This window comes from Amycolatopsis echigonensis (assembly GCF_014174495.1).
GTDB classification, from domain to species: domain Bacteria; phylum Actinomycetota; class Actinomycetes; order Mycobacteriales; family Pseudonocardiaceae; genus Amycolatopsis; species Amycolatopsis echigonensis.
Window position 1 is genome coordinate 18604 of the sequence record NZ_JACJHR010000014.1, and the last position, 21636, is coordinate 40239.

Here is a 21636-nt window from a genome sequence, read left to right on the forward strand (position 1 = left end):
TTCTGGGACAACGGTTTTCAGGAACGGACGAGACGGGCGATGGCGTCGCTCGCCTCGCGGATCTTGTCATCGGCAGCCGCGCCGCCCTCGGCGATCGCCTCGGCGACACAGTGGTGCAGATGCTCGTCCATCAGCCCGAGCGACACCGCCTGCAACGCCTTCGTGGCCGCCGACACCTGAGTCAGGATGTCGATGCAGTACTTGTCGTCCTCGACCATCCGCTGCAGCCCCCGGATCTGGCCCTCGATCCGGCGCAGCCGCTTGAGATAGTCCTCTTTGTCTTCGCTGTAGCCGTGGGGCCCGGCGGCCGCGGGTGACTCGCTCATGGCACATTTATACCCTAGGGGGGTACCGTAGTCAACGCACCCGACGACAGGAGCCCGCATGACCCGCCTCACGCCGCCCGACAGGTCCGCCGCACCGGAGAAATCCCGGCAACTGCTCGACGAGATCACCGCGCGCACCGGCGAGCCCGGGGCGATGGTCGCGACGATGGCGCACTCGCCCGCGCTGCTGCAGGGTTACCTCGAACTCTCCCGGGCGATCAAACGGGTCAAACTCCCCCGGGCGCTCAGCGAAAAGATCTCCCTCGCCGTCCAGGAATGGCTCGGCTGCGCACTGTGCCTCGCCGCGCACACCGAGGCGGCGCGCGCCGCCGGAGTGTCCGAAGCGGACATCGCCCTCGCCCGGCAAGCCACCTCGCCCGACGCCCGCGAGGCGGCGCTGCTCACCTACGCGGTGCGCGTGCTCGCCGAACCAGCCTCGATCTCGGACGAGGACGTCGCCGATCTGCGCGCGCACGGCTGGACCGACCGCACGCTCGCCGACGTGGTCGGACTGGTGTCGCTCAACCACCTCACGGGCGCCTTCAACCTCGTCGCCGGACTCGAACCGGCTGCGGCCGAAGAGCCGCAGGAGCACATCTACTACCCACAGTAAGACTAAACCGCATCGGTGCCGAAGACGAGCAGGCCCGGCCACAGACCGCGGGGAGGCGCGGAAAAGAGAGCCTGGACCGCTCCCGTCGCGGCCGGATTCGCGGACGGGCCCGGTGCGCGATGCGGACGTCCGTGAAGGACTCCTTGAGGGAATCTGGTTCCCTCAAGGAGTCCTTCACGGACTTCTCCCGTCTTTTGACTCGGGCGGGCGCGTGACCAATGCTGGGGACTTAAGGCGGCGCTGCGGGTGCGGTTTGCCCAGGTCGGAGGATCTGGGCGGGGCCAGGCGTCCGTGAGGGCCACCCTGAGGGAATCTGATTCCCTCAGGGTTCCCCTCACGGACCTCAAGACCCGGCCACATGGTCATAGATCAGGCATCCGACAGCACTGACGTCCTTTGTGGACGGTCGGCGGGCATGGGCTGCGCGGCCTGAGTCCCTGGCATTGGGGCGCGTGACGGCAGGGGCGCCGCCGGCCGCACGGCGGCGGCCGTTGACCGCGGAACCGGCCAGCTATACTAGTGTTGGTAGTAGTGAGTGGCGAGCTGCCCGTGGAGGTCCGGTGCGCGGTCTCGGTGAGCTGGAGCGGGCGGTGATGGACGTCCTGTGGGACGCCGACGGCCCGGTGAAGGTGCGCGACGTGCTCGACCGGCTCGACACCGGCAAGGATCTCGCCTACACCACGGTGATGACCGTGCTGGACAACCTGCACCGCAAGGAGTGGGCGGTCCGCGAACGCGTCGGCAAAGCGTATCTCTACCGGCCGTCGGTCAGCCGCGCGGACGCCGCCGCGCGGTCCCTGCGCGAGGTCCTCGACGAGTCCGGCGACCCGGCGGCGGTGCTGCTGCACTTCGCCCGCTCCGCGTCGGCCGAGGAGTCCCAGGCGCTCCGGCAGGGTCTGCGACCGCCCCGATGACGGCCGCCTTCGCGTTGCTGCTGGGCGCGTTCCTCGCGGGCCGCACCATTCCCGGGCTGCTCGGCCGCGCTGATCTGACCCGCACCGATCCGTCCGCCCTGCTCACCGCGTGGCTCCTGGCCACTGCGGGCGTGCTGGCGGCTGCGGTGTCCGGCATCGCGCTGCTGCTGTTTCCCGGCCACGGCACCGGGACGAGCGTGGTGGCCGCCGTCCACGGCTGTCTGGCGGCGATCTCGCACGGCACGTCTCCGCGGGCCGAGGAACTCGTGGGGCTGGCCGGTGCCCTGCTGCTGGTTGCTCTCGCTGTCCGGTTCGCAGTGATCGGACTCCGCATGGCCCGCCGGAGGGCCCGGACGCGGCGCGAGCACCTGGGGCTGCTGCGGATCGCGGCACGCCGCGAAGGCGGTGCACCGGCGACCTGGTGGCTGGAGCACGACCGGCCGCTGGCGTTCAGCGTGGCCCACGGCCGCGGCGTCATCGTCGCCACCGAAGGACTGCGTCGGCAGCTGCCTGCCCGCGAAGTGGCCGCCGTGTTGACCCACGAGAAAGCGCATCTCCGCGGCCGGCACCATCTCCTGATCGGCTGGGTCGAGGCGATGGGCCAGGGACTGCCGTTCGTTCCCTTGTTCCGCCGCGCTCCGTGCGCCGTCCGCGAACTGGTCGAGCTGACCGCAGACGCGGCCGCCGTCCGCAGCCACGGCGCCGAAGCGGTGCGCGCGGCATTGCTCGCCGTCGCCGGGCACGGTGCGCCGGACGGGTCTCTGGCGATGGCACGCGACGGCGTGGCCGTCCGGCTCGCGCGGCTGGACGCGGGCATCGCACCGCCCGGCCGGCTGCGCCAGGCGTTTTCCTGCGGTTTCGCCGCGACGGCGGCGACCTCGCTACCCGTGTTGATGGGTGCGACGCTGCTGTTCGGCGTCGCGGTCGCGGCGTGCCCGCTGTCGGGGGTATAGGGCCCGCAGACGCGCGTGGCCGTTGCGGAGCCGGTGCCGGGACAGCACCGCCACCACGACGATCTTCAGGACGACCAGGCCCAGCACGACGTCGGCGAGCACACTCGTCCATGCCCAGGACGCCAGCGCGAGCCCGCCGACCACCAGGTGCGCGGCCACCGCCAGCACGACTGCGACAGCGAGAGCCACGGCGGTCCGCCGTTTCCGCGGGCGTCCGGGGTTCGCGGACACGGGACCGACGGTGCCGACGCGGTCCCAGCCGACGTGCAGGCCGTCCCGCCGTCCGAACCGTTCGAGGGTGGCGGCAAGGACTTTTTCGGCCGCGCGCAGCCGGTCTTCGTCGTCGATGTCGAGCCGGACGATCAACGTGTCGTCGGTCGCGCGCAGAGTGCACCGCCCCCAGCTGAACTCGATCTTCCCGGACGTGTCGGTCCATTCGACGGCACCGACCTCGGGCCGCACCCCGCGGCCGTGCAGTGCACGCGCCTTCCCGCCCATCGCTTCGGCGTGCCGGCAGAGCTGGACGAGGTACCGGCTCGCACGCGAGGTCCGGATGCGGGCTTCGGACACCGGCATCGGTCAGCTCCTCGTCAGCGCGGACAGCCAGGCATGAATGCCGTCCGGATCGGGAATGATCTCGATGACGGCCGGTTCGATCGCGTCGATCCGCCAGCCGTCGGCGAAGGCGGCGACGATCTCGTCGCGGCGCACCCGATGCACGTGCGACCAGTCGCCCCGGGTTTCCCGGTCGCTGAAGCACAGCATGAAGTACCGCCCGCCCGGTTCCACCGCGGCGCGAAGACTCTCGGCGAAGACGGCGCGGTCGTCGGCACCGAAGATGTGGAACAGCCCGCAATCGCGCACCGTGTCGAACGTTCGGCCGAGGTCGCCGAGACGGCGTGCGTCGTGGAGGCGGAACTCGGCCGTCAGGCTACGGGCGCGGGCCTTCTCCTTGGCCGCGCGGAGCGCCGTCTCAGCCAGGTCGACCCCCGTGGCGTCCAGGCCGAGCGAAGCAGCCATCAGCACGTGCTCACCGGTCCCGCAACCGACATCGAGGACCCGGCCCCGGATGTCCCCGGCGTCGGCGAGCTGGCGAAACGCCGGCTGCGGCCGGCCGATGTCCCAGGGCGGCCTGCACGCGTAGAGCTGGTCCGGGCTGCTCGGCGAGTGCGACTGCGGATGAATCGAACCGGTCATCGACGTGCCCTTCTCGAGGAGACCGCCAGTTTTATCGATACACAGTGTCTCTGTCAATGCACTCTGCCTCGTCCTTGGCATTGTGTATTCTCGCGGGGTGCCCAAGCTGTGGAACGACACGATCGAGGCGCACCGGCAGGCGGTCCGGGACGCGGCGCTGAACACCGCGGCCGCGCTGGTCGCCGCGCACGGTGCCGCGTCGGTGACGATGTCGCAGATCGCCGAGAAGGCGGGCATCGGCCGGGCGACCCTGTACAAGTACTTCCCCCACGTCGGAGCCATCCTGTCCGCCTGGCACGAGCGGCAGATCGACGCGCACTTCGCGCGCCTGGTCGCGATCCGGGACGAACCGGCGGAGCCGGAGGTCCGCCTGGAGCGAGTGCTGCTCGCGTACGCCCTCATCCACCAGGAGCGGGTGCAGCACCACCACGACGAGCCCTACGGCGCCGAGCTCGCGGCGCTGCTGCACCCCGACGAGCACGTCGCCCGCGCCCAGCAGCATCTGCACGAGCTGTTCCGGGAGCTGCTCGCCGACGCGGCGGCAGCGGGCGACGTCCGCGGCGATGTCGACCCCGCGGAGCTGGCGACGTACTGCCTCCACGCGCTCACCGCCGCCGGCGGCCTGCCGTCGAAGGCCGCGGCGGAGCGGCTGGTCGCCGTCACCCTCGCCGGGCTGCGTCAGCCGGGATAGACGAACCGCCGGTGGATCAGATGGGTGTCGTCGGACAGCGTTTCCTCGCTGATCCGGCCCTGCCCGTCGAGAGCGAGGACCACGTCGGTGGAGGCCGCCGGATAGCCGAGCGCCAGCCGCACCGGGCGGCCGTCCGGGGAGATCCGGGCGGCGAGCGGCGCGACCCCGGAGGCGTAGGGCTCCTGCGCGGCGAAGAACGACCCGGTCAGGTCCAGCCGCTGCGGCGGCGGGGCGGCCGCGGACGTGTCGCTCGTGACGGATTCGTAGACCGTCAGTTTCTCCGCCGACCGCAGCTTCTCGACCGCGCGGGAAAGGTCGCCGTTCCCGGGACGGGCGGGCCAGGGCACGATCAGGCTGACCACGCCGCCGTGCCATCCGGCCGCGCCGGCATTCAGCGTCAGGACGTTGTCCTCGGCTCTCCAGTCCACAGTGGACACGAAGCAGCCTTCCCCGCAGCCGCGGAAGGACAGATCGGAGTCGCCGGCGCTGAGCCGGCCGGAGAGCGAGAAGTCCTGCGCCGCTTGAGGACTGTAGTAGTCGCCGCGTCGCGGCGTGCTCAGGCGCACGACGAGCTGGCCGTCGCTGGCCGCGGCGCTCACCCCGATCTGCCCGGCCAGGGCACCGAGCGGCACGACCAGGCCGCTCGCCGGCGGAGGGCCGGACTGCTGGGACCCGGCGGGCGGAGTGGAGACCAGGACCGCGCTCGCCGCGAGCACGCCGATCAGCACGACAGCCTCGACCCGGGCCACCGCGCGTACGCCGCCGAGCCGGTTCCCGCGCGCCGCGGACCGGCCGGCCAGCGCGGCTCCGGCGGCGACCGCGACGAGACCGAGCTTGACCAGCAGGACCCGGCCGTAGGCAGTGTCGAAGAGGTCCGACAGCGGAATCAGGACCACGGCGCTCAGCGCGCCCGTCGCGACCACCGCGGCGAACACCCATCCCGCGAGCCGCAAGTATCCGGCCAGCACCCATCGGACCGCAGGCCGCCGCGTACGCCACGCGAACGCCGTCCGCACCACGTACACCAACGTGCCGGCCCAGACCGCGACCGCGGCCAAGTGCACGGCGGTCAGCGCCGCACCCCAGCCGGGGATCGCCTGGTTCGCGTGCGACCGGAGGCCGTCGGCGACCACCACGGCCAGCAGCGGCAGCGCGCTCGCCCGGCGGAACCGTCCACTCGCGACAGTTCCGAGCACGAGCGCGAGGACCAGCCCGGCCGATTCCACGAGCAGCAACAGCCCGATCCGGCTGCGCCACGCCTCCGCCCCGGCTCCGGCGAGCAATACCGCCACAAGTCCGGCAGCCCCGGCGAGCGCGACGAGCGTCCCGGGCGCCAGCTGAGACCTCGGCGCGCGCAACGCCGGATTCTCCGCGCGCGCCGATGCGGCGAATCGTTCGCCGACGAGTCCGCCGAGCGCGACGGCCACTCCGGCGAACAGCAACCAGCGAAGCGCGGCTTCGAGCCAGGAGATCGAGCTGCCGCCGCTCGTCCCCGACCCGGTGACCGCGGTGCCGATCGCGAATCGGAATTCCTCCTCGACCTGGTCGCCGTCGGAGCCGGTGACCCGCCAGCGCACGCTGTAAGCACCGGGCGCGAGGGGCCCGGCCGGGCGCGCGCTGACGTTCTGCCCGCCGCGCGCGAGCGTCGGCGCACCGAGCGGGACCTCCCGGCCTGCGCCGTCGAGGAGGGTGACGGCCCGCTGGCCGACGGTCACGGGTTCGTTGAACGCCAAGGTGAGCAGAGTCGGCGCCGTGGGCACGGCGGTGTCCGGGGCCGGATCGGTGAACAGCAGTGTCGGATGCGCGCTGGCCGGGGTCACGGCAGCGAGCAACGTGCCGAACGAGAGCACCAGCAGCACCGCTGCCCGCGCGGCCGCGCGCCGTGCGGAGCGAGCGGCGGTCATGCGTCCATCCGGCGCTTTTCCAGCGCACGCCGCAGTTTCCGCTCCGACAGCCGACCGTAGGAGAAAGCTTCCCCGTCGATCAAGACTCCCGGCGCGAACAGGACGCCCGCCGTTGTGGCAAGTGCGCGGCCTTCGTCGGTCGCGAGAGGGATCTCTTTGACCTGCAACGGGAATTCCCGGCCGACCCGGTCGAGCACCTCTCGGGCAACGGTGCAGAAGGCGCAGTCGTCCTGGGTCAGCAGGGTGATGTCGAACCGGTCGGTCACGAGGCGCGCTCCGCCTTCAGGTCGGTGAGCATTTTCCCGGTCGGCAGGAACATCGTGTAGTCCGGCGCGCCGCCGTAGTCCGCGCGCCAGCGGATCGTGCCGTCCGGGCCGACCAGCACGAAGCTGTGGCCGTCGCGCATTTCGCCCATCATGCCGTACTTGTTGGCGTTGTACGCCCGCGACACCCGCAGGTCCGGATCGGACAGCACCGGAGTGGCCAGCTTCTCGTCGGAGGCCTTCCGCCCGATGAGTTCCGCCGGGTCGGTGGTGATGGAAACGACGCTGTCGACGCCCGCCGCCTTGAGCGCGGCCTGGTTCTGTTCGAGGTCTTTGATCTGGTCCCAGCACGGCTGGCAGGACAGCCCTTCCTGGAAGTACAGCAGCACGGTTTTGCCGCGGAAGTCCGCCAGGCTGATCCGGGCGCCGCGGTCGGACGCGAGGGTGAACGCGGGTGCCGCCGTCCCGGCTCCGGGCGCACCTGAAACGTGCTGGTACCCGGAGCCGCCGATGGCGTCGGAACTGCTGCTCTGCGAGTTCTGGTAGACGACGAACAACACGACGACTGCGACCACCGCGGCCGCCGCCACGCTGATGATCGTCGCCCGCCGGGTCTTAACGCTGCTGCTCACGGGAATTCTCCTCGGAAGGTCGAGTACGGTCGGCGGATCTCGTTCGCAGGACCCGGCGGACGAGCAGCGCGAAGCCGAGTGCGAGCAGCGCCGCGAGGCCCCATCCGGGAAGCCAGGACAGCCGGCCGGCCGCGACGCTGCTCAGGTGCTGCAGCCAGGCGGACAGTTCGACCTGCCACCCGCCGCTCATGCCCGGCCCGGTGAACGCGAGGACCGCCGCGAGGACGCCCATGAGCATCATCAACGCCCCGCTGACCAGCGTGCCGAGCGCGATCTCTCGACGCCGCAGGCGCACCTTGCGGTCGGTGAGCAGCCGCGTCGCGTGTTCCCGGCGCTTGTCCCACAGCAACGCCACGACCGCCAGCGGCACCACCATGCCCGCGACGTAGGACGCGCCGATCGCCAGCGCCGCCGGGAACGACGCGGCCGCGCCGGACAGCACCGCCACCCCGGCCAGCACCGGCGCGCAGCAGGCGCTGGCCGCACCGGAGAAGGCACCGAGCACGTACGCCGAGCCGAAGCTGCCTTCGCGCACCGCGCGGCCGCCAGGCATCGGCAGCCGCGGCTTCCAGCCCGCCAGCGTCGCGAGCCCGCCGGCGATCATCAGCGCGCCGCCGATCGAGAAGATCCAGACGTGCCGGGTGAGCAACAGGCTGCTCAGGAACGTCGCGCCCAGCCCGATCGGCAGGATGACCGTCGCGACGCCCGCGCCGAACACCAGGGTCGCGGGGACCACTCCGCCCCGGTGCCGGAACCCGGTCGCCAGGTAGGCGGGCAGCATGACCGACACGCAGCAGGGCGCGAGCAGCGCTACTACGCCGCCGAGGAACGACGCGAGCAGCGTCGAGCCGAACAGCACCTCGCCCACGGCCGCCTCCCGGTCTCCTACGATCTACGTACGGAGATAGTACGTAGCTGGCGTGAGGTCCGCGCAGCGGCCCCCGCTACCCTGGAGAGACCAATGCCAGGAACTTCAAGCGCGCTGCGGGTGCAGCCGCCCAGGTCATGTGCCTGGGCGGGACCAGACCTCGCAGCCTGAGTACCTGGCATTGCCGGAGACGAAGGCGGAGGAGGCCGGGTGCGCGGATTCGGGGATCTGGAAGCGGTGATCATGGACCGCGTCTGGCGCCGCGGCGGAACGATGACGGTCCGCGCCGTCTTCGAGGATCTGCTGCACGAGCGGGAAATCGCCTACACCACCGTTATGTCCACAATGGACAATCTGCACGGCAAAGGCTGGCTGTCCCGCGAACGGCGGGGAAAGGCGTTCGTCTACTGGGCCACCTTGAGCCGGGACGAGTACAGCGCCCGGTTGATGCGGGACGCACTCGACGCGGGAGGCGACCCCGGTGCCGTGCTCACACACCTGGTCGAACAGCTCACCGACCAGGAGTCGACCGAACTGGGCCAGGTGCTGCGGCGGCTGAAGCGGACGCGAGGCACCCGATGAGCGTCGCCGCCTGCCTCCTGCTCTACAGCTTCACCGTCGCGGTGCTCGTGCCCCGCCCCCTGCGCAGGCTGACCCGCCGCGGAACCGCTCCCCGGGTCAGCGTGCTGGCATGGCTGGTGGTCATGGTCAGCGTGGTGGGCTCGTGGGCGGCCGCCGCCGCGTCGCTCGCCGTCGAGGCCGTCGGCGACTGGGGACGCCCCGCCCAGCTGGCCAGCACGTGTTTCGCCGCCGTACAGGCAGTGGCCACCGGCCGCTACGGCATATTCCTGCAGGCCGGGCTCATCGCACTGGCCACGGCGGCCGCGGCCGCTCTCGTCGCGCTGGCCTGCCGTCTCGGACGCGCCCTGCACACGGCGCGCGCCCGCACGCACGAGCACGCCTCCGCCGCTCGCATCGTCGGCCACCGGGTCGAGGGCGTGGACGCGGTCGTCCTGGACGCCACCGAGCGGGCCGCCTACTGCGTCGCCGGCCGCCCGGGCACCATCGTCGTCACCAGCTCGGCGCTCGACGTCCTCGACCGGCAGAACCTCGCCGCCGTCCTGGCCCACGAGCACGCCCACCTGGACGGACGGCACCACCAGATCCTCGCGTTCACCCGCGGCCTGGCGGCGATCCTGCCGTGGGCCGCTCTGTTCACGATCGGCGCCGCCGAAGTCGCCCGGACGCTGGAGATGTGCGCCGACGACGCGGCCGTGCGCAGGCACGGGCCGGACGCGCTCCTGGACGGCCTGCTGGCCCTCACCGGCCAGCCTCCGCTCCCCACCGGAGTCTTGGGCGCCACCGGCGCGAACGTACTGGCCCGGGCCGAACGCCTCACCCTCCCCGCGGCACCGCGCGCGCAGTGGCAGTCCCGCCTCGTGCTCACGCTCGTCACGCTCGCCGCCGCCGCGGGTCCCGTCCTGACCGGACTGCTGGCGGCCAGCGGCCTCGGCGTGTGCGACTTGTCGTTCAGCTGACCCCTGCGCCCGCCCAAGCGCGCGTGAGCAAATCAGCCTCGGCCTGCTGGCGAATCCACAGAAGCGCGACCGCCACCGCGAGCGCGGCCAGCAGCGCTCGTCGCCAGCCGGCCGGCAGCCGGATCTCCAGCCACCGCCGGCAGGCGACCCCGATTCCCGCGCGAACCAGCAGACCGGCCGCGATCGCCGCGAGCGGGAACACAATCGGGTTGTACCGCGCGGCCCCGGCAGCATCGCCGGACAGCAGAAGAAACGCCGCCCGCGTCCCGCCGCACAACGGGTCCATGACGCCGAGGTAGTGCAACGGGCCGTGGACGTCGACTGGCGGAAGCCCCGCTACGCGCAAGCCGACCGCCGCGGCACTCGCCACGACAGCGCAGAGCGTCCATGGGCGATGCGAGTCGCGGACGCTCCACTCGACTCGGGTAGCCATCCGCCGACTATGGCACGACAGGCGTGAAACCGTTGTCATTCCACCGTAATCGACGGGTGTGCACCCGGCCGCACCATCGTCTACTATCGAAGTACGTAGATCCGAGCCCTGGAGGTTCTCATGCAGTCACTGTTCCTGGGCATCGCAGCACTGGCTTGCCCGGTCGGGATGGGCTTCATGATGTGGATGATGTCGCGCGGCCAGCACAAGGACCGCGACGACGGCACGCACCAGGTCGAGCAGCTGCGAGCGGAAATCGACCAGCTCAAAGCCGAACGCGCCCACACCGGCCGCTGATGCCGGTCTGGCTCGCAGCATTGTTTGCCGTGTGCTCCGTCACCGCGACCTACTTTTCCTGCATACGGCCGCATCTGCGCCGCAATCACCGGATAGGACGTGACAAATGGCGGACCCGAAAATCCGCGCGTCTGACGCAGACCGAGAGGAGACCGTGGAACGCCTGAGCCATCAGGTCGCCGCGGGCCGCCTCTCCATGGACGAGTTCTCCGAACGCGCCGCCCGCGCGCACGAGGCGAAGACAGCCGGCGAACTGGCCGCACTGACCAGCGACCTGCCCCGCCCGTCGCCGCCTCGTTCGACCGCGCGCAAGCCGAACACCGTCCTGATCGTCGCACTCGTCGCCATTGTCGTTCTCATCGCGTTAGGCGTGCTCGCAGTCGTCCTCATGGGGTCGATGATGGGCAACATGGGCCCGATGCATCCGTGACCCGCCTCACCTACTAACCTACGGAGTAGATACGTAGGAGGTGGGTCGATGCGCGCAACGCGCAGTCGCAAGCATGCGCTTGCCGTCGCCGGACTGGCGCTGCTCACCGCGTGCAGCGCCGGCAAGGACGCGGTGGCGCGGGGCGGCACGTTCGAGTTCGTCTCCCCCGGCGGCCGGACCTCGATCTTCTACGACCCGCCGCAGACCCGCGGCACCAGCCCGGAACTGGCCGGGGACGATCTGGCCGATCCGGGAAAACAGCTCCGCGTCTCCGGATATCCGGGCAACGTGGTCGTCCTGAACATCTGGGGCTCCTGGTGCGGGCCGTGCCGTGCGGAAATGCCGCACCTGCAACAGGTCTACAACGAGACCGAAGCATCCGGCGTCCAGTTCCTCGGCATCGACGTACGCGACGAGCCGCGCACCGCGCCACAGGACTTCGTCCGCGACCGGCACGTCGCCTACCCGTCGATCTACGACCCGCCGGGCCGGTCGCTGCTGGCGCTGAAGGGATACCCGCGCAACGTCGTGCCGTCCACCATCGTGCTCGATCGCCGCCACCGCGTCGCCGCGGTCTTCCTCACTTCTCTGCTGGACACCGATCTCCGGCCCGTCGTCCAGCGGCTGGCCGCCGAACCCGCGTCCGGAGGTCCGGGCGCGTGAACCTCACCGACCTGGCCGTCTCCGGCCCGCTGTTCCTGGCCTCGCTCCTCGCCCTGGCCGCCGGTGCGGTGTCCTTCGCGTCGCCGTGCTGCTTGCCGCTGGTGCCCGGGTATCTCGGCTATCTCGCCGGCCTCGTCGGCACCGAACCATCGCCGGCCGGGCCGGACGGGAACTTGCCGCCCGCCACCGGGCGGTGGCGGGTCGCCGGCGCGGCACTGCTGTTCGTCCTGGGGTTCACCGTCGTGTTCGCCGCGACCACCATGGCGGTGCTCGGAGTGTCGGATGCGTTGCTGGCCAACGAGGAGATGCTGCAACGGCTCGGCGGCGTCGTCACCATCGCCATGGGCCTGGTCTTCCTCGGGCTGTTCCCGCCGCTGCAGCGCGGGATGAAGCTCCGGCACAAGCCGCGCGACGGAATCTGGGGCGCCCCGCTGCTGGGCGCGGTGTACGGCCTGGGCTGGACGCCGTGCCTCGGCCCGACGCTGGCCGGCGTCATCGCGCTCGCCAGCGGAACCGAAGCCGGGCCGACCACCGGCCGCGGCCTGCTGCTGATCACCGCCTACTGCGTCGGGCTCGGCCTGCCGTTCGTCCTGCTCGCGCTCGGCGCCCGCTGGGCAGTCCACGCGACCGCGTGGGTGCGCCGCCACATCCGCCGCGTCCAGCAGGCCGGCGGCGCGCTTCTCCTCCTCGTCGGCATCGCACTGGTCACCGGCCTCTGGGGCGAGATCATCGCCTGGCTGCGCGGCCCGATCGCCGGATTCTCCGTTCCCCTCTGACCACAGGAGCACCCGTGACCGCCAAGAAGTCCGCCCGCAATTCCGTGACGCAAGCGCGAAAAGGCCAAGGGCGCAGCACACCCTTGTTGATCGGCGGCATCCTGCTCGTCGTCGCACTGCTGGTCGTCGTCATCGTCACGGTGACGAACACGGCCAAAACCGGCCAGGGCGACACGGCGGCTGCCAGCTTGAACCATCCGCCGGCCACCACCGCGGCGGGCCGCGCCACCTCGCCGCCGTGGCCGGCCCCCGCCGACGCGACCGCCGCGGCGCGCGCGGCGGGCCTGCCGATGCTCACCGAAGAAGGCGCCGTCGAGCACATCCACGCCCATCTCGACGTTCTCGTCGACGGCCGGCCGGCACAAGTGCCGGCGATGCTGGGCATCGACCAGAACCGGGCCAGCATCAGCCCGCTGCACACGCACGACCCCAGCGGCGTCGTGCACATCGAATCACCGGTCGCCCGCCGGTTCAGCCTCGGCGAACTGTTCAGCGAATGGGACCTCAGCCTGTCCGCGGACAACATCGGCGGCCTCCGCGCCGGCAACGGCAAAACGGTGCGCGTGTTCGTCAACGGCAAGCAGCAGAACGGAAACCCCGCCGCCGTCACCTTCACCGCCCACGACGAGGTCGCCGTGCTCTACGGCAGCCCGCGCCCCGGCGAAAACGTGCCGTCGCGCTACGACTTCCCGTCGGGCGAGTGAGCCGCGCGACCGCATCGCGCGGCCGAGCCCTCGACGTTGCTCCTGAGTGCGCGCACCGCACAGCCCAGCAGGCAGACCAGCACAGCGCGGACAGCGTCCGAGGCGAGCGCCTGCCGCATCCGGCTCGAACCTGACGCCGTCACGGGTCTCCCCTGCCGCACGCGCACCCGGCCGCCTGAACCTGTTGCCACGGCTCAGGCCACTTCGTATCCCGCCTCAGCCACCGCGGACCGCACCACGGCAGCGTCGACAGGCCCGTCGCTCACCACGGTCAGCTCTCCGCTGGAGACGTCGGTGGCGACCTCCGACACGCCCTCGACGCCCTGAACCGCAGACGTCACCTTTGCCGAGCAACCCGAGCACGTCATGCCCTTCACCGTGAAGACAGTGGTCGCCATCCTTGGATCCTTCCCTTTGGCCGATGCGGTGCGGCGGACCGTTCCGCCGCACCGCATTACATTACCCCCGTAGGGTACACACGTCAGGATCTCCGCGCGACAGCCAAAATCGAAACGCACGACACCGTCGACGATCGAGCCGACGCTGCCGCCCAGCCTCCGCTGACGCCCGGCCGCGACCGGCGGACACCAAGGAATATCCGCGCATTCCCGGCATTCAGCGATATCGCTGTAACGATCTACTATCCCAAATAGTCTTAACCGTCGTAGTGGCCACTCGCGACCAGACAACCGGACCACGGAGGCAAGGATGGCACTCGGCGGCACCAGCGGCCAGGCCAGGCAACCCAGGCACGACGCACGCGACGATCGCGTCGGGGCACACTATGCCGATACCGCCTTGGTGTCCGGATATGCCGCCTCGCACGATGGGTGGGGCCCGCCTGCCCGGTACTTCCGCTCGCGTCTCCATGTCGTCGACGAGGTGCTCGGACAATGCCGCGGCGGCGATCTCCTGGATGTCGGCTGCGGGCCGGGCATGCTGGTCCGTCACCTGCTCGACGCGCGGCCGGGCGACTTCCGGATCACCGCCTGCGACCGGTCCCCGGCCATGATCGATGCCGTCGGCCGGCAGACCGGGCAACGCCGCGATCTGCGCCTCTCGGTGGCACGCATCGAAGATCTGCCGTTCCCGGACGGGAGCTTCGACGTTGTCCTCGCGACCGGGGTCCTCGAGTACGTCGACGTGCGCCGCGCGCTGGACGAGATCGCCCGGGTGGCCCGGCCCGGCGGGCTGGTCGTGGTGACGATGCTCAACCCGCTGAGCCCTTATCGCGCCTTCGAATGGTTCCTCTACTGGCCGGCACTACGCCTGCTGGGCCGAGTCGAGCGACTGCTGGGCATCCGGCCCGAGCGGCGCCACGGCGTGCGCAGATCCGGAATCCGCGCCTTGACCTCCCGCCGGCTCAGCGTGGCCTTGCGCACCGCGCGACTGCGCCCCGAGGACGTCGTGTTCTACGACCTCACCGCCTTGGTGCCGCCGTTCGACAAGGTCGCCCGGCGATGGACCCGGCGGTGGCGCAGCCATCCGGAGACCACCGCGAGCCGGAGCCGCCGCGGCTGGCTCGGCACCGGCTATCTCGTCGCCGCACGGCGAGCGCCCGACCCGAACTGACAGCACACTTCCCGCGCAAACCCCGTGCCGCCGCGGTCCACCTGCTTCCCGGCACTCCTGACCGCGGTCCGCCGCACGAAAGTTCACGACACCGTTTTGCGGAGTACAGCGACGGCGCCCCGTCGCCGACCTTGTCGCGCCGTGCGAGACAACCTCCGAGTGCACCGATCGGCCGCGAATGTACTATCTGCGATAGTAGACAGTGCCGAGGTTCCTTGCGCGGCGCGGACAAGCCGAACGGAGTCGTCCATGGTCGTCACCCCCAGCCCGGCCGCGATCCGGCCGTCGCCGGCCTCCCCTCCGCCGGCCAGCGGGTCGCTCCTCCTGCGGTTGTTCCGGACGACGGATCACAAGCAGATCGGGGTGATGTACCTGGTCACCTCGTTCGGCTTCTTCATGATCGGCGGCGCGCTGGCGATGCTGATGCGCACGGAGCTGGCCCAGCCCGGGCAGCAGTTCCTGTCGCAGGAGCAGTACAACCAGATGTTCACCATGCACGGCACGATCATGCTGCTGCTGTACGCGACGCCCAGCGTGTTCGGGTTCGCGAACTTCATCCTGCCGCTGCAGATCGGTTCGCCGGACGTGGCGTTCCCGCGGCTCAACGCGCTGTCGTACTGGCTCTACCTGTTCGGCAGCCTGCTGGTCGTGTCGGGATTCGTCACCCCCGGAGGCGCGGCCGACTTCGGCTGGTTCGCCTACACCCCGCTGTCGGACGCCATCCACTCGCCGGGAGCCGGCGCCGACCTGTGGATCACCGGGCTCCTGATCTCCGGCCTTGGCACGATTCTCGGCGGCGTCAACATGGTCACCACGGTGGTCTGCCTGCGCGCGCCGGGCATGACGATGTACCGGATGCCGATCTTCACCTGGAACATCCTGATCACGAGCATCCTGATCCTGATCGCGTTCCCCATCCTCACCGCGGCCCTGTTCGGCCTGCTCGCCGATCGTCAGCTCGGCGCCCACGTGTTCGACGCGGCCAACGGCGGGGTGATCCTGTGGCAGCACCTGTTCTGGTTCTTCGGCCACCCGGAGGTCTATATCCTCGCGCTGCCGTTCTTCGGGATCGTCTCCGAGATCATTCCCGTGTTCAGCCGCAAGCCGGTCTTCGGCTACAAGGGGCTCGTCTTCGCGACGCTGTCCATCGCCGCCCTGTCGGTGGCGGTGTGGGCGCACCACATGTACGCCACCGGAGCCGTGCTCCTCCCCTTCTTTTCCTTCATGACGTTCCTCATCGCGGTCCCGACCGGCGTGAAGTTCTTCAACTGGATCGGCACGATGTGGAAAGGCCAGCTGACGTTCGAGACGCCGATGATCTTTTGCATGGGCTTCATGGTGACCTTCCTTTTCGGCGGCCTTTCGGGAGTTCTGCTGGCCGCCCCGGCACTGGATTTCCAGGTGTCGGACAGCTACTTCGTGGTGGCGCACTTCCACTACGTCCTCTACGGCACGATCGTGTTCGCGACCTTCGCCGGGATCTACTTCTGGTTCCCGAAGATCACCGGCCGGATGATGGACGAGAAGCTCGGGAAGTGGCACTTCTGGACCACGTTCATCGGCTTCCACACCACGTTCCTGGTCCAGCACTGGCTGGGCGCGGAAGGCATGCCGCGGCGCTACGCGGACTACCTGGCCAGCGACGGGTTCACCACGCTGAACACGATCTCCACGATCGGCGCGTACATCCTCGGCGCGTCCACGCTGCCGTTCATCTGGAACGTGTTCAAGAGCTACCGGTACGGCGAGATCGTCACGGTCGACGACCCGTGGGGCTACGGCAACTCGCTCGAGTGGGCCACGTCCTGCCCGCCGCCGCGGCACAACTTCACCGAACTGCCCCGCATCCGCTCCGAGCGCCCCGCGTTCGAGCTGTACTACCCGCACATGGTCGAACGCCTCCACGCGGAAGGCGAGATCGGCTTCTTCGGCAAGGCCAAGCACGTCGCGGCCCCGTCGCAGAAGCTCGTCGCCTCCGGGGACGACCAGGACAACACCAGCCAGCAGCGTTGAACGGGGCGGCGCGCTAAGCGAGCACCTGCGCCGCCACCGCACCGATCAAGACCAGCCCGCACACTGCCATCGTCACCGCTCGGCCCGTGGCGGTGTGCGGGTCGCTGCGCAACGGGAACAGCAGCTGCCGGGCGAAGGTGTAGGCAGCGAGCGCGCCCGCGAAGATCGCGCCGTGCACCGACGGCTGCGCAGCGAGAACGAGCACCAGCGACACCACGCCGATCACCAGCGCGGCGGCCGCTTCGACCAGCTGGACGGGGAACCGGCGAACGATCAGGCGGCGGTCGGACGAGACCAGGCCCCACCGCGACGTCGTCGGCCTGCCCGCACAGCACCCGGTGAGGAAACACCCGGGCCTGCCCACCGCCATGCCCAGGAAGATCCCCGGAGCCGTGGCGTCCAGCACCGTCCCGACGGGATACCCCGCCAGCAGCGATCCGCCCACCACCACGCCGAGCGCGACGAGCAGGAAGCCTTGAATGCACGCGCCCGAGGCGAGCAGCTCCCGCGGATGTTTGCGGTGCAGCACGAGGTACCAGACCTTGCCGCCGACGAAACCGAGCAGGCAGCCGATCGCGGAAACCGCCAGCACGACACCGAAGTTCATCCCCCAGCGCGCGGACAGCACCGACTGCAGGACAAGCGCCAGCACGGCGCCGAGCCCGACGAGCACCGGCCAGGAGAGCAGGCTGACCTTCGGTCCCTGCGCCAGCACCCCGAACCGGCTGTTCGCCGCACTGGTCCGCCGCGGCAGCCGCACGCCGGACGAGCCGCCCCGCGCCGCCGGCCCGGCGGTGACCCGCCACGCGCCCGGGTTCAGCCCCTCGACCCGCGACGTGACCCCGATCCGGCCGCTGCCGGGCAAGACGCCGGCCACGCGCTCGACGACGTCGAACCGGTCCTGTGCGGTGCGCTTGCCGCGCACGTCGTCGCGCACCCCGGTGAAGCGGATGTCGACCGAGTAAGGCTCCCCGGCCGGCGCGGCGTCGAACCAGTACGTCGCCGCTACGACTTGTGGTCCGGTATCGGCCGTGACGCGGTCAAGACACCCCAGGGATTCCCTTCGGTTTTGCTCGACCTGCAGCTCCTCCTCGGCCGCGGCACTCGCGGGCACCGGCGCGCGGACGTTCGACGGCGGCCTTGGCCGACCGGCGAGGGCAGGAGGGACACCGCCGTGCGCCTGCTGCTTCCCTGCCGAGGCCGGGCCGCCGGCCGCGGCTCCGGCCGGCTTCCGCGTCGCAGAAGCACTTCCGGTTTCCGCGCCGACCGCGCTCCTGTGTGCCTTCTTTCCCACGTCACGCTCCCTGCCGCGCTATCAACTATGTGTGATAGTACTACTTTACTTAGTGTTAAGTCGCGGCTTGGCGGAGCCTGCGACACACCGTCGGCCAGCAGGCGCCAGAAAATCGGACGCCCCCGCGACCGCGACTCGTCGGCAGCCGCCGGGTCGGCGATTGGCGCGATCGGAGGCGGCGCGACAGATCCGACCTCCCGTGCCGCGGCTCGGAACACCCGGCCCCTGCCGTTCGGGCACGCCCGGACTCGACCTGCCTACTATTGCAATTAGTACATCAGCCCATGGCACCGCGCACCCGAGGCCGTACTACTATCTTTCTTCGTAGCGAAAACCGGGTTGGTTTCGGAACGAGGGAGCAGTCGTGGCACGAGTCACTGCACAGCAGCGGTACACGGCCCGGCGGCACCGCATTGCGGCACTCCTGGCCGTGGTGGCTCTCGGCGCGGCGGCCTGCACCTCCGCGCCGGACCGGCAATCCGCACCCGCGAGCACGTCGGCCGCGCCGGCCAAAGCGGCGTCGATCGCCATCGAGCCGGCCAGCACAGATCCGGTGAGCCCGGCCACTCCGGTCGTCGTGCGCGCGGCCGACGCGGCGCTGACGAGCGTCACGGTGACCAATACCGCGACCGGCAAGCAGGTGTCCGGCCGCACGACCCCGGACAAGCGAACCTGGACCGCGTCCGAACCGCTCGCCTACGGCGCTTCCTACCAGGTGAAGGCCGATGCGACGACCCCCGGCGGCACACCGCTGGAGCAGACCGGCTCGGTGCGCACCCTTCAGCCCAGGGTCCAGGCGTTCCCGTCGTTCATCCCGGCCCCGAACGTCTCGGACGTCGGCGTCGGCCAGCCCTTGGTGGTGAAGTTCGACCAGGACGTCGCTGACCGGGCCGCCGCCGAGAAAGCGTTGCAAGTCAACGCGAACCCGCCCCAACCGGGCGGCTGGTACTGGCTGTCCAAGCGGGAAGTCCACTACCGGCCGCAGAACTACTGGCAGCCGGGCAGCACCGTCACCGTGACCGCCAAGGTGTACGGCGTGAACCTCGGCAACGGGGTGTACGGGCAGACCGATCGCGCCGAGACGCTGAAGATCCACGACTCCTGGATCGCCAAGGCCGACGGCAAGACGGAGAAGCTGCAGATCTTCCACAACGGACAGCTGGTCAACACGATGCCGATGAGCCTCGGCTCGCCGGGCTTCCCGACGCACGAGGGCACGCACGTCGTCTCTGACAAGCAGCCCAGCATCATCATGGATTCCTGCACCTACGGCGTCTGCAAAGGACAGCCCGGCTACTACCGGGAGCAAGTCGCCCTCGACGAGCGGATCTCCAACGACGGCGAGTTCGTCCACTCCGCACCGTGGTCAGTCGGACAGCAAGGAAACAGCAACGTGTCGCACGGCTGCGTGAACCTCGCCCCGGCCGACGCCCAGTGGTTCTACGACCGCTTCGGACTCGGCGACGTCGTCGAGATCACCAACTCCGGCGGCTCGGCACTGCCTATTTGGGACACCTACGGCGACTGGGCCGCGTCCTGGCCGCAATGGCAAGCCGGCAGCGCCCTGCACTGAACGAACGCGGGCTCTCCGCAAGAGGCTCTGACGCGCGCACCTGCTCGATCCGATTACAACAATGTCATTCTCCGGCCCGGCAGTGGCAAGATTCCCGGCATGGCCGAGACCGACGACGTTCAGCGAGCCAGGCCAGGCTTCCGGACCGTGCCCAGCACGACCGCCCGGTCCGGAAACGCCGGCGATTCCGCACCGCGGCCGCGAAACCGGAAGCGTCATCGGCCGCGGGAAATACTGCTGGGCATGGTGTTCTGCATTCCAGCTTTGGCCGGTTTGGGCACTTTTGTCTTTTTCCCTTTGGTGCAGGCGCTCTTCCTTTCCACGCGAGGCACCGACATCAACGGAAACCCTTCGCGGTCGGTGGGCGGGCAGAACTTCGCGCAGCTGTTCACCCCGGAATTCGGCACCGTCCTGCTCCACACCCTGTTCTTCACGCTCTTCGTCGTCGCGGCCGGGGTCGTGCTCCCGATGGCGCTCGCGGTGCCGCTGGCCCAGCGGCTGCCCGGCATGCGCGTGTTCCGGACGCTGTTCACCCTCCCGTTCGCCTACTCCGCGTCGGCGGCGAGCGTGGTGTGGCTGCTCATGCTGGACCCGTCGATGTCGCCGGTGAACTGGCTGCTCGAACTGCTCGGGATGGACGCGCCGGGCTGGACCACCGAATCGCCGTGGGCGCTGCTCACCGTCGCGTGGGCGACAGTCTGGGTCGCGAGCGGATTCAACCTGCTCGTCCTCGGCGCGGGGCTGGCCGGCGTCGACGAAGACGTCCTCGAGGCCGCCCGGCTGGACGGCGCCACCGGGCTGCGCAGCTTCTTCAGCGTGGTCCTGCCGATGATCTCGCCCAGCGTGTTCTTCGTGGTGGTCACCACCACGCTCACTTCGCTGCAGGCGCTCGGCCAGGTGCAGGTCATGACCGACGGCGGCCCCAACGGCAGCACCAGCACCCTGGTCTTCTCGATCTACCACAACGCCTTCGAGAACGGGAACAACAACTACGGCCTCGCCAGCGCGCAGGGCCTCGTCCTGCTGGTGGTCGGCATCGTGCTCGCCGCGATCCAGTTCGGCGTCGTGGAAAGGCGGGTGCATTACCGGTGAGCCAGGCACTCGAACGCCCCGCGAAGACGTCGCCCCGGCGGCGCCGTTCGCTCAACCGGCCCGGGCGCCCGGTCAGCGCACTGACCTACGCGTGGCTGCTCGTGGCCATGGTCGTGCTGCTGTTCCCGGTGCTGCTCACCGTGGTGGGCGGGTTCCTGCCGGAAGGCCGGCTCGTGCGTCGGCCGCCAGGGCTGTTCAGCGGCAGCTACGGGTTCGACAACTACGTCGCGGCCTGGCGGGAGACCGTCGTTCCGCTGCTGCCCGCCTTCTTCAACTCGTTGTTCGTCGGAGTGGTGATCATGGCGGCGCACCTGGTGACCTCGTGCCTGGCCGCCTACGCGCTGGTGTTCGTCCGGATGCCGTTGCGGCAGCCGATCTTCTGGCTGTTCATGGTCACCATCATGGTGCCCTACGAAGCGATCGTCGTGCCCAATGCGCTGTTCATCCGCAGCATGGGCATCGAGAACAGCCAGTGGAGCCTGGTGCTGCCTTTCCTGGCCAACGGGTTCGGCGTCTTCCTGATGCGCCAGTCGTTTCGGCAGTTCCCCGCCGAACTGTCGGACGCCGCGCGCATCGACGGCTGCGGGCACCTGCGGTTCCTGTTCACGATCGTGCTGCCCTCGGTCCGCCCGTCGCTGACCGCGCTCGCCGTGTGGTCGTTCCTGCAGGGCTGGAACATGTACTTCTGGCCGCTGATCATCTCGTCGTCGAACAACTCGATGAACACCTTGCAGACCGCGGTGTTCGCGCTGAAGGCCAACGGCAACGGCACCCAGCAGGCCCTCGTGCTCGCCGGGGTCACCATCACCCTCGTGCCCACCCTGCTCCTGGTGATCTTCGGGCAACGCTGGCTCGTCCGCGGCTTCCTGGCCGGAGCCGTGAAATGACCA

Annotated in this window: 26 protein-coding genes; 16 read left to right on the plus strand and 10 right to left on the minus strand. The window is 70.1% G+C overall.

Annotation, left to right across the window (positions count from 1 at the left end):
* Positions 1-17: 17 nt before the first annotated feature.
* Complete coding sequence (locus H5411_RS12350) at positions 18-326, minus strand: metal-sensitive transcriptional regulator (RefSeq protein ID WP_037359752.1); 309 nt, start codon at positions 324-326, stop codon at positions 18-20.
* 58 nt (positions 327-384) lie between these two features.
* On the opposite strand from H5411_RS12350, the gene H5411_RS12355 reads away from it, so the two are divergent.
* The 3 genes from H5411_RS12355 to H5411_RS12365 all read left to right on the plus strand — a co-directional run bounded on the left by H5411_RS12355 (position 385) and on the right by H5411_RS12365 (position 2806).
* Positions 385-939: a carboxymuconolactone decarboxylase family protein gene (locus H5411_RS12355; RefSeq protein WP_037359749.1), complete on the plus strand. Its 555-nt coding sequence runs from the start codon at positions 385-387 to the stop codon at positions 937-939.
* A gap of 560 nt (positions 940-1499) precedes the next feature.
* Positions 1500-1853 (plus strand): BlaI/MecI/CopY family transcriptional regulator, encoded by a 354-nt coding sequence (locus H5411_RS12360; RefSeq protein ID WP_037359746.1) that lies wholly within the window; start codon positions 1500-1502, stop codon positions 1851-1853.
* On the plus strand, positions 1850-2806 hold the full coding sequence (locus tag H5411_RS12365) for a M56 family metallopeptidase (RefSeq protein ID WP_037359743.1): 957 nt from the start codon (positions 1850-1852) through the stop codon (positions 2804-2806). Before H5411_RS12360 ends, H5411_RS12365 begins: the two co-directional genes overlap by 4 nt.
* Here H5411_RS12365 and H5411_RS12370 read toward each other — a convergent pair.
* Together H5411_RS12370 and H5411_RS12375 are read right to left on the minus strand one after the other, a co-directional pair.
* Positions 2735-3382: a DUF2218 domain-containing protein gene (locus H5411_RS12370; protein ID WP_051165922.1), complete on the minus strand. Its 648-nt coding sequence runs from the start codon at positions 3380-3382 to the stop codon at positions 2735-2737. The genes H5411_RS12365 and H5411_RS12370 overlap by 72 nt on opposite strands.
* Before the next feature lie 3 nt (positions 3383-3385).
* Positions 3386-4003: a class I SAM-dependent methyltransferase gene (locus tag H5411_RS12375; protein WP_037359740.1), complete on the minus strand. Its 618-nt coding sequence runs from the start codon at positions 4001-4003 to the stop codon at positions 3386-3388.
* 97 nt (positions 4004-4100) lie between these two features.
* On the opposite strand from H5411_RS12375, the gene H5411_RS12380 reads away from it, so the two are divergent.
* Complete coding sequence (locus H5411_RS12380; protein WP_037359738.1) at positions 4101-4694, plus strand: TetR/AcrR family transcriptional regulator; 594 nt, start codon at positions 4101-4103, stop codon at positions 4692-4694.
* On the opposite strand, the gene H5411_RS12385 is transcribed toward H5411_RS12380, so the two are convergent.
* Genes H5411_RS12385 through H5411_RS12400 form a run of 4 tightly spaced genes read right to left on the minus strand, consistent with a single transcriptional unit; the run spans position 4682 to position 8361 of the window.
* Positions 4682-6598: a copper resistance CopC/CopD family protein gene (locus H5411_RS12385; protein ID WP_081655050.1), complete on the minus strand. Its 1917-nt coding sequence runs from the start codon at positions 6596-6598 to the stop codon at positions 4682-4684. The two genes, H5411_RS12380 and H5411_RS12385, sit on opposite strands and share 13 nt — an antisense overlap.
* Positions 6595-6864 (minus strand): glutaredoxin family protein, encoded by a 270-nt coding sequence (locus H5411_RS12390; RefSeq protein ID WP_037359736.1) that lies wholly within the window; start codon positions 6862-6864, stop codon positions 6595-6597. The genes H5411_RS12385 and H5411_RS12390 overlap by 4 nt, the downstream gene beginning before the upstream one ends.
* Positions 6861-7493 (minus strand): peroxiredoxin family protein, encoded by a 633-nt coding sequence (locus tag H5411_RS12395; protein ID WP_051165921.1) that lies wholly within the window; start codon positions 7491-7493, stop codon positions 6861-6863. Before H5411_RS12395 ends, H5411_RS12390 begins: the two co-directional genes overlap by 4 nt.
* The gene (locus H5411_RS12400; protein WP_037359733.1) at positions 7477-8361 is read right to left on the minus strand and encodes a cytochrome c biogenesis CcdA family protein; all 885 of its coding nucleotides are present in this window, start codon (positions 8359-8361) and stop codon (positions 7477-7479) included. The genes H5411_RS12395 and H5411_RS12400 overlap by 17 nt, the downstream gene beginning before the upstream one ends.
* Positions 8362-8571: 210 nt before the next feature.
* Between H5411_RS12400 and H5411_RS12405 the strand changes: the two genes are divergently transcribed.
* Together H5411_RS12405 and H5411_RS12410 are read left to right on the plus strand one after the other, a co-directional pair.
* Complete coding sequence (locus H5411_RS12405; protein WP_081655048.1) at positions 8572-8943, plus strand: BlaI/MecI/CopY family transcriptional regulator; 372 nt, start codon at positions 8572-8574, stop codon at positions 8941-8943.
* Positions 8940-9899 (plus strand): M56 family metallopeptidase, encoded by a 960-nt coding sequence (locus H5411_RS12410; protein WP_037359724.1) that lies wholly within the window; start codon positions 8940-8942, stop codon positions 9897-9899. Before H5411_RS12405 ends, H5411_RS12410 begins: the two co-directional genes overlap by 4 nt.
* On the opposite strand, the gene H5411_RS12415 is transcribed toward H5411_RS12410, so the two are convergent.
* A complete protein-coding gene (locus tag H5411_RS12415; protein WP_158242501.1) occupies positions 9892-10332 on the minus strand; it encodes a DUF2752 domain-containing protein in 441 nt (146 codons plus the stop codon). The genes H5411_RS12410 and H5411_RS12415 overlap by 8 nt on opposite strands.
* A gap of 120 nt (positions 10333-10452) precedes the next feature.
* On the opposite strand from H5411_RS12415, the gene H5411_RS12420 reads away from it, so the two are divergent.
* From H5411_RS12420 to H5411_RS12440, 5 genes are all read left to right on the plus strand, one after another.
* Positions 10453-10629, plus strand: a complete 177-nt coding sequence (locus H5411_RS12420) for a hypothetical protein (protein ID WP_167442019.1) — start codon at positions 10453-10455, stop codon at positions 10627-10629.
* Between the two features lie 106 nt (positions 10630-10735).
* A complete protein-coding gene (locus H5411_RS12425) occupies positions 10736-11059 on the plus strand; it encodes a DUF1707 SHOCT-like domain-containing protein (RefSeq protein ID WP_037359719.1) in 324 nt (107 codons plus the stop codon).
* Between the two features lie 48 nt (positions 11060-11107).
* Positions 11108-11722: a TlpA disulfide reductase family protein gene (locus H5411_RS12430; RefSeq protein WP_101437987.1), complete on the plus strand. Its 615-nt coding sequence runs from the start codon at positions 11108-11110 to the stop codon at positions 11720-11722.
* Positions 11719-12498 (plus strand): cytochrome c biogenesis CcdA family protein, encoded by a 780-nt coding sequence (locus H5411_RS12435; RefSeq protein ID WP_037359713.1) that lies wholly within the window; start codon positions 11719-11721, stop codon positions 12496-12498. The genes H5411_RS12430 and H5411_RS12435 overlap by 4 nt, the downstream gene beginning before the upstream one ends.
* Before the next feature lie 14 nt (positions 12499-12512).
* Positions 12513-13202 carry a hypothetical protein gene (locus tag H5411_RS12440; protein ID WP_101437986.1) on the plus strand — a complete coding sequence of 230 codons (690 nt, stop codon included), beginning with the start codon at positions 12513-12515 and terminating at the stop codon, positions 13200-13202.
* Between the two features lie 194 nt (positions 13203-13396).
* Here H5411_RS12440 and H5411_RS12445 read toward each other — a convergent pair whose 3' ends face one another.
* Positions 13397-13600 carry a heavy-metal-associated domain-containing protein gene (locus H5411_RS12445; protein ID WP_037359712.1) on the minus strand — a complete coding sequence of 68 codons (204 nt, stop codon included), beginning with the start codon at positions 13598-13600 and terminating at the stop codon, positions 13397-13399.
* A gap of 310 nt (positions 13601-13910) precedes the next feature.
* Between H5411_RS12445 and H5411_RS12450 the strand changes: the two genes are divergently transcribed.
* Both H5411_RS12450 and ctaD read left to right on the plus strand, forming a co-directional pair.
* Positions 13911-14774, plus strand: coding sequence for a class I SAM-dependent methyltransferase (locus H5411_RS12450; protein ID WP_037359710.1), 864 nt, complete (start codon positions 13911-13913; stop codon positions 14772-14774).
* 249 nt (positions 14775-15023) lie between these two features.
* Complete coding sequence (gene ctaD / locus H5411_RS12455) at positions 15024-16787, plus strand: aa3-type cytochrome oxidase subunit I (protein ID WP_183123836.1); 1764 nt, start codon at positions 15024-15026, stop codon at positions 16785-16787.
* A gap of 13 nt (positions 16788-16800) precedes the next feature.
* On the opposite strand, the gene H5411_RS12460 is transcribed toward ctaD, so the two are convergent.
* A complete protein-coding gene (locus H5411_RS12460) occupies positions 16801-17901 on the minus strand; it encodes a prolipoprotein diacylglyceryl transferase (RefSeq protein ID WP_051166279.1) in 1101 nt (366 codons plus the stop codon).
* A 544-nt stretch (positions 17902-18445) separates the two neighbouring features.
* Between H5411_RS12460 and H5411_RS12465 the strand changes: the two genes are divergently transcribed.
* The 3 genes from H5411_RS12465 (at position 18446) to H5411_RS12475 (ending at position 21633) form a co-directional block, all read left to right on the plus strand.
* Positions 18446-19654 (plus strand): L,D-transpeptidase, encoded by a 1209-nt coding sequence (locus tag H5411_RS12465; protein WP_051166278.1) that lies wholly within the window; start codon positions 18446-18448, stop codon positions 19652-19654.
* 99 nt (positions 19655-19753) lie between these two features.
* Entirely contained in the window at positions 19754-20746 is a 993-nt protein-coding gene (locus H5411_RS12470; protein WP_051166277.1) for a carbohydrate ABC transporter permease, read from the plus strand.
* Positions 20743-21633, plus strand: a complete 891-nt coding sequence (locus tag H5411_RS12475; RefSeq protein ID WP_183123837.1) for a carbohydrate ABC transporter permease — start codon at positions 20743-20745, stop codon at positions 21631-21633. The genes H5411_RS12470 and H5411_RS12475 overlap by 4 nt, the downstream gene beginning before the upstream one ends.
* Positions 21634-21636: the final 3 nt, after the last annotated feature.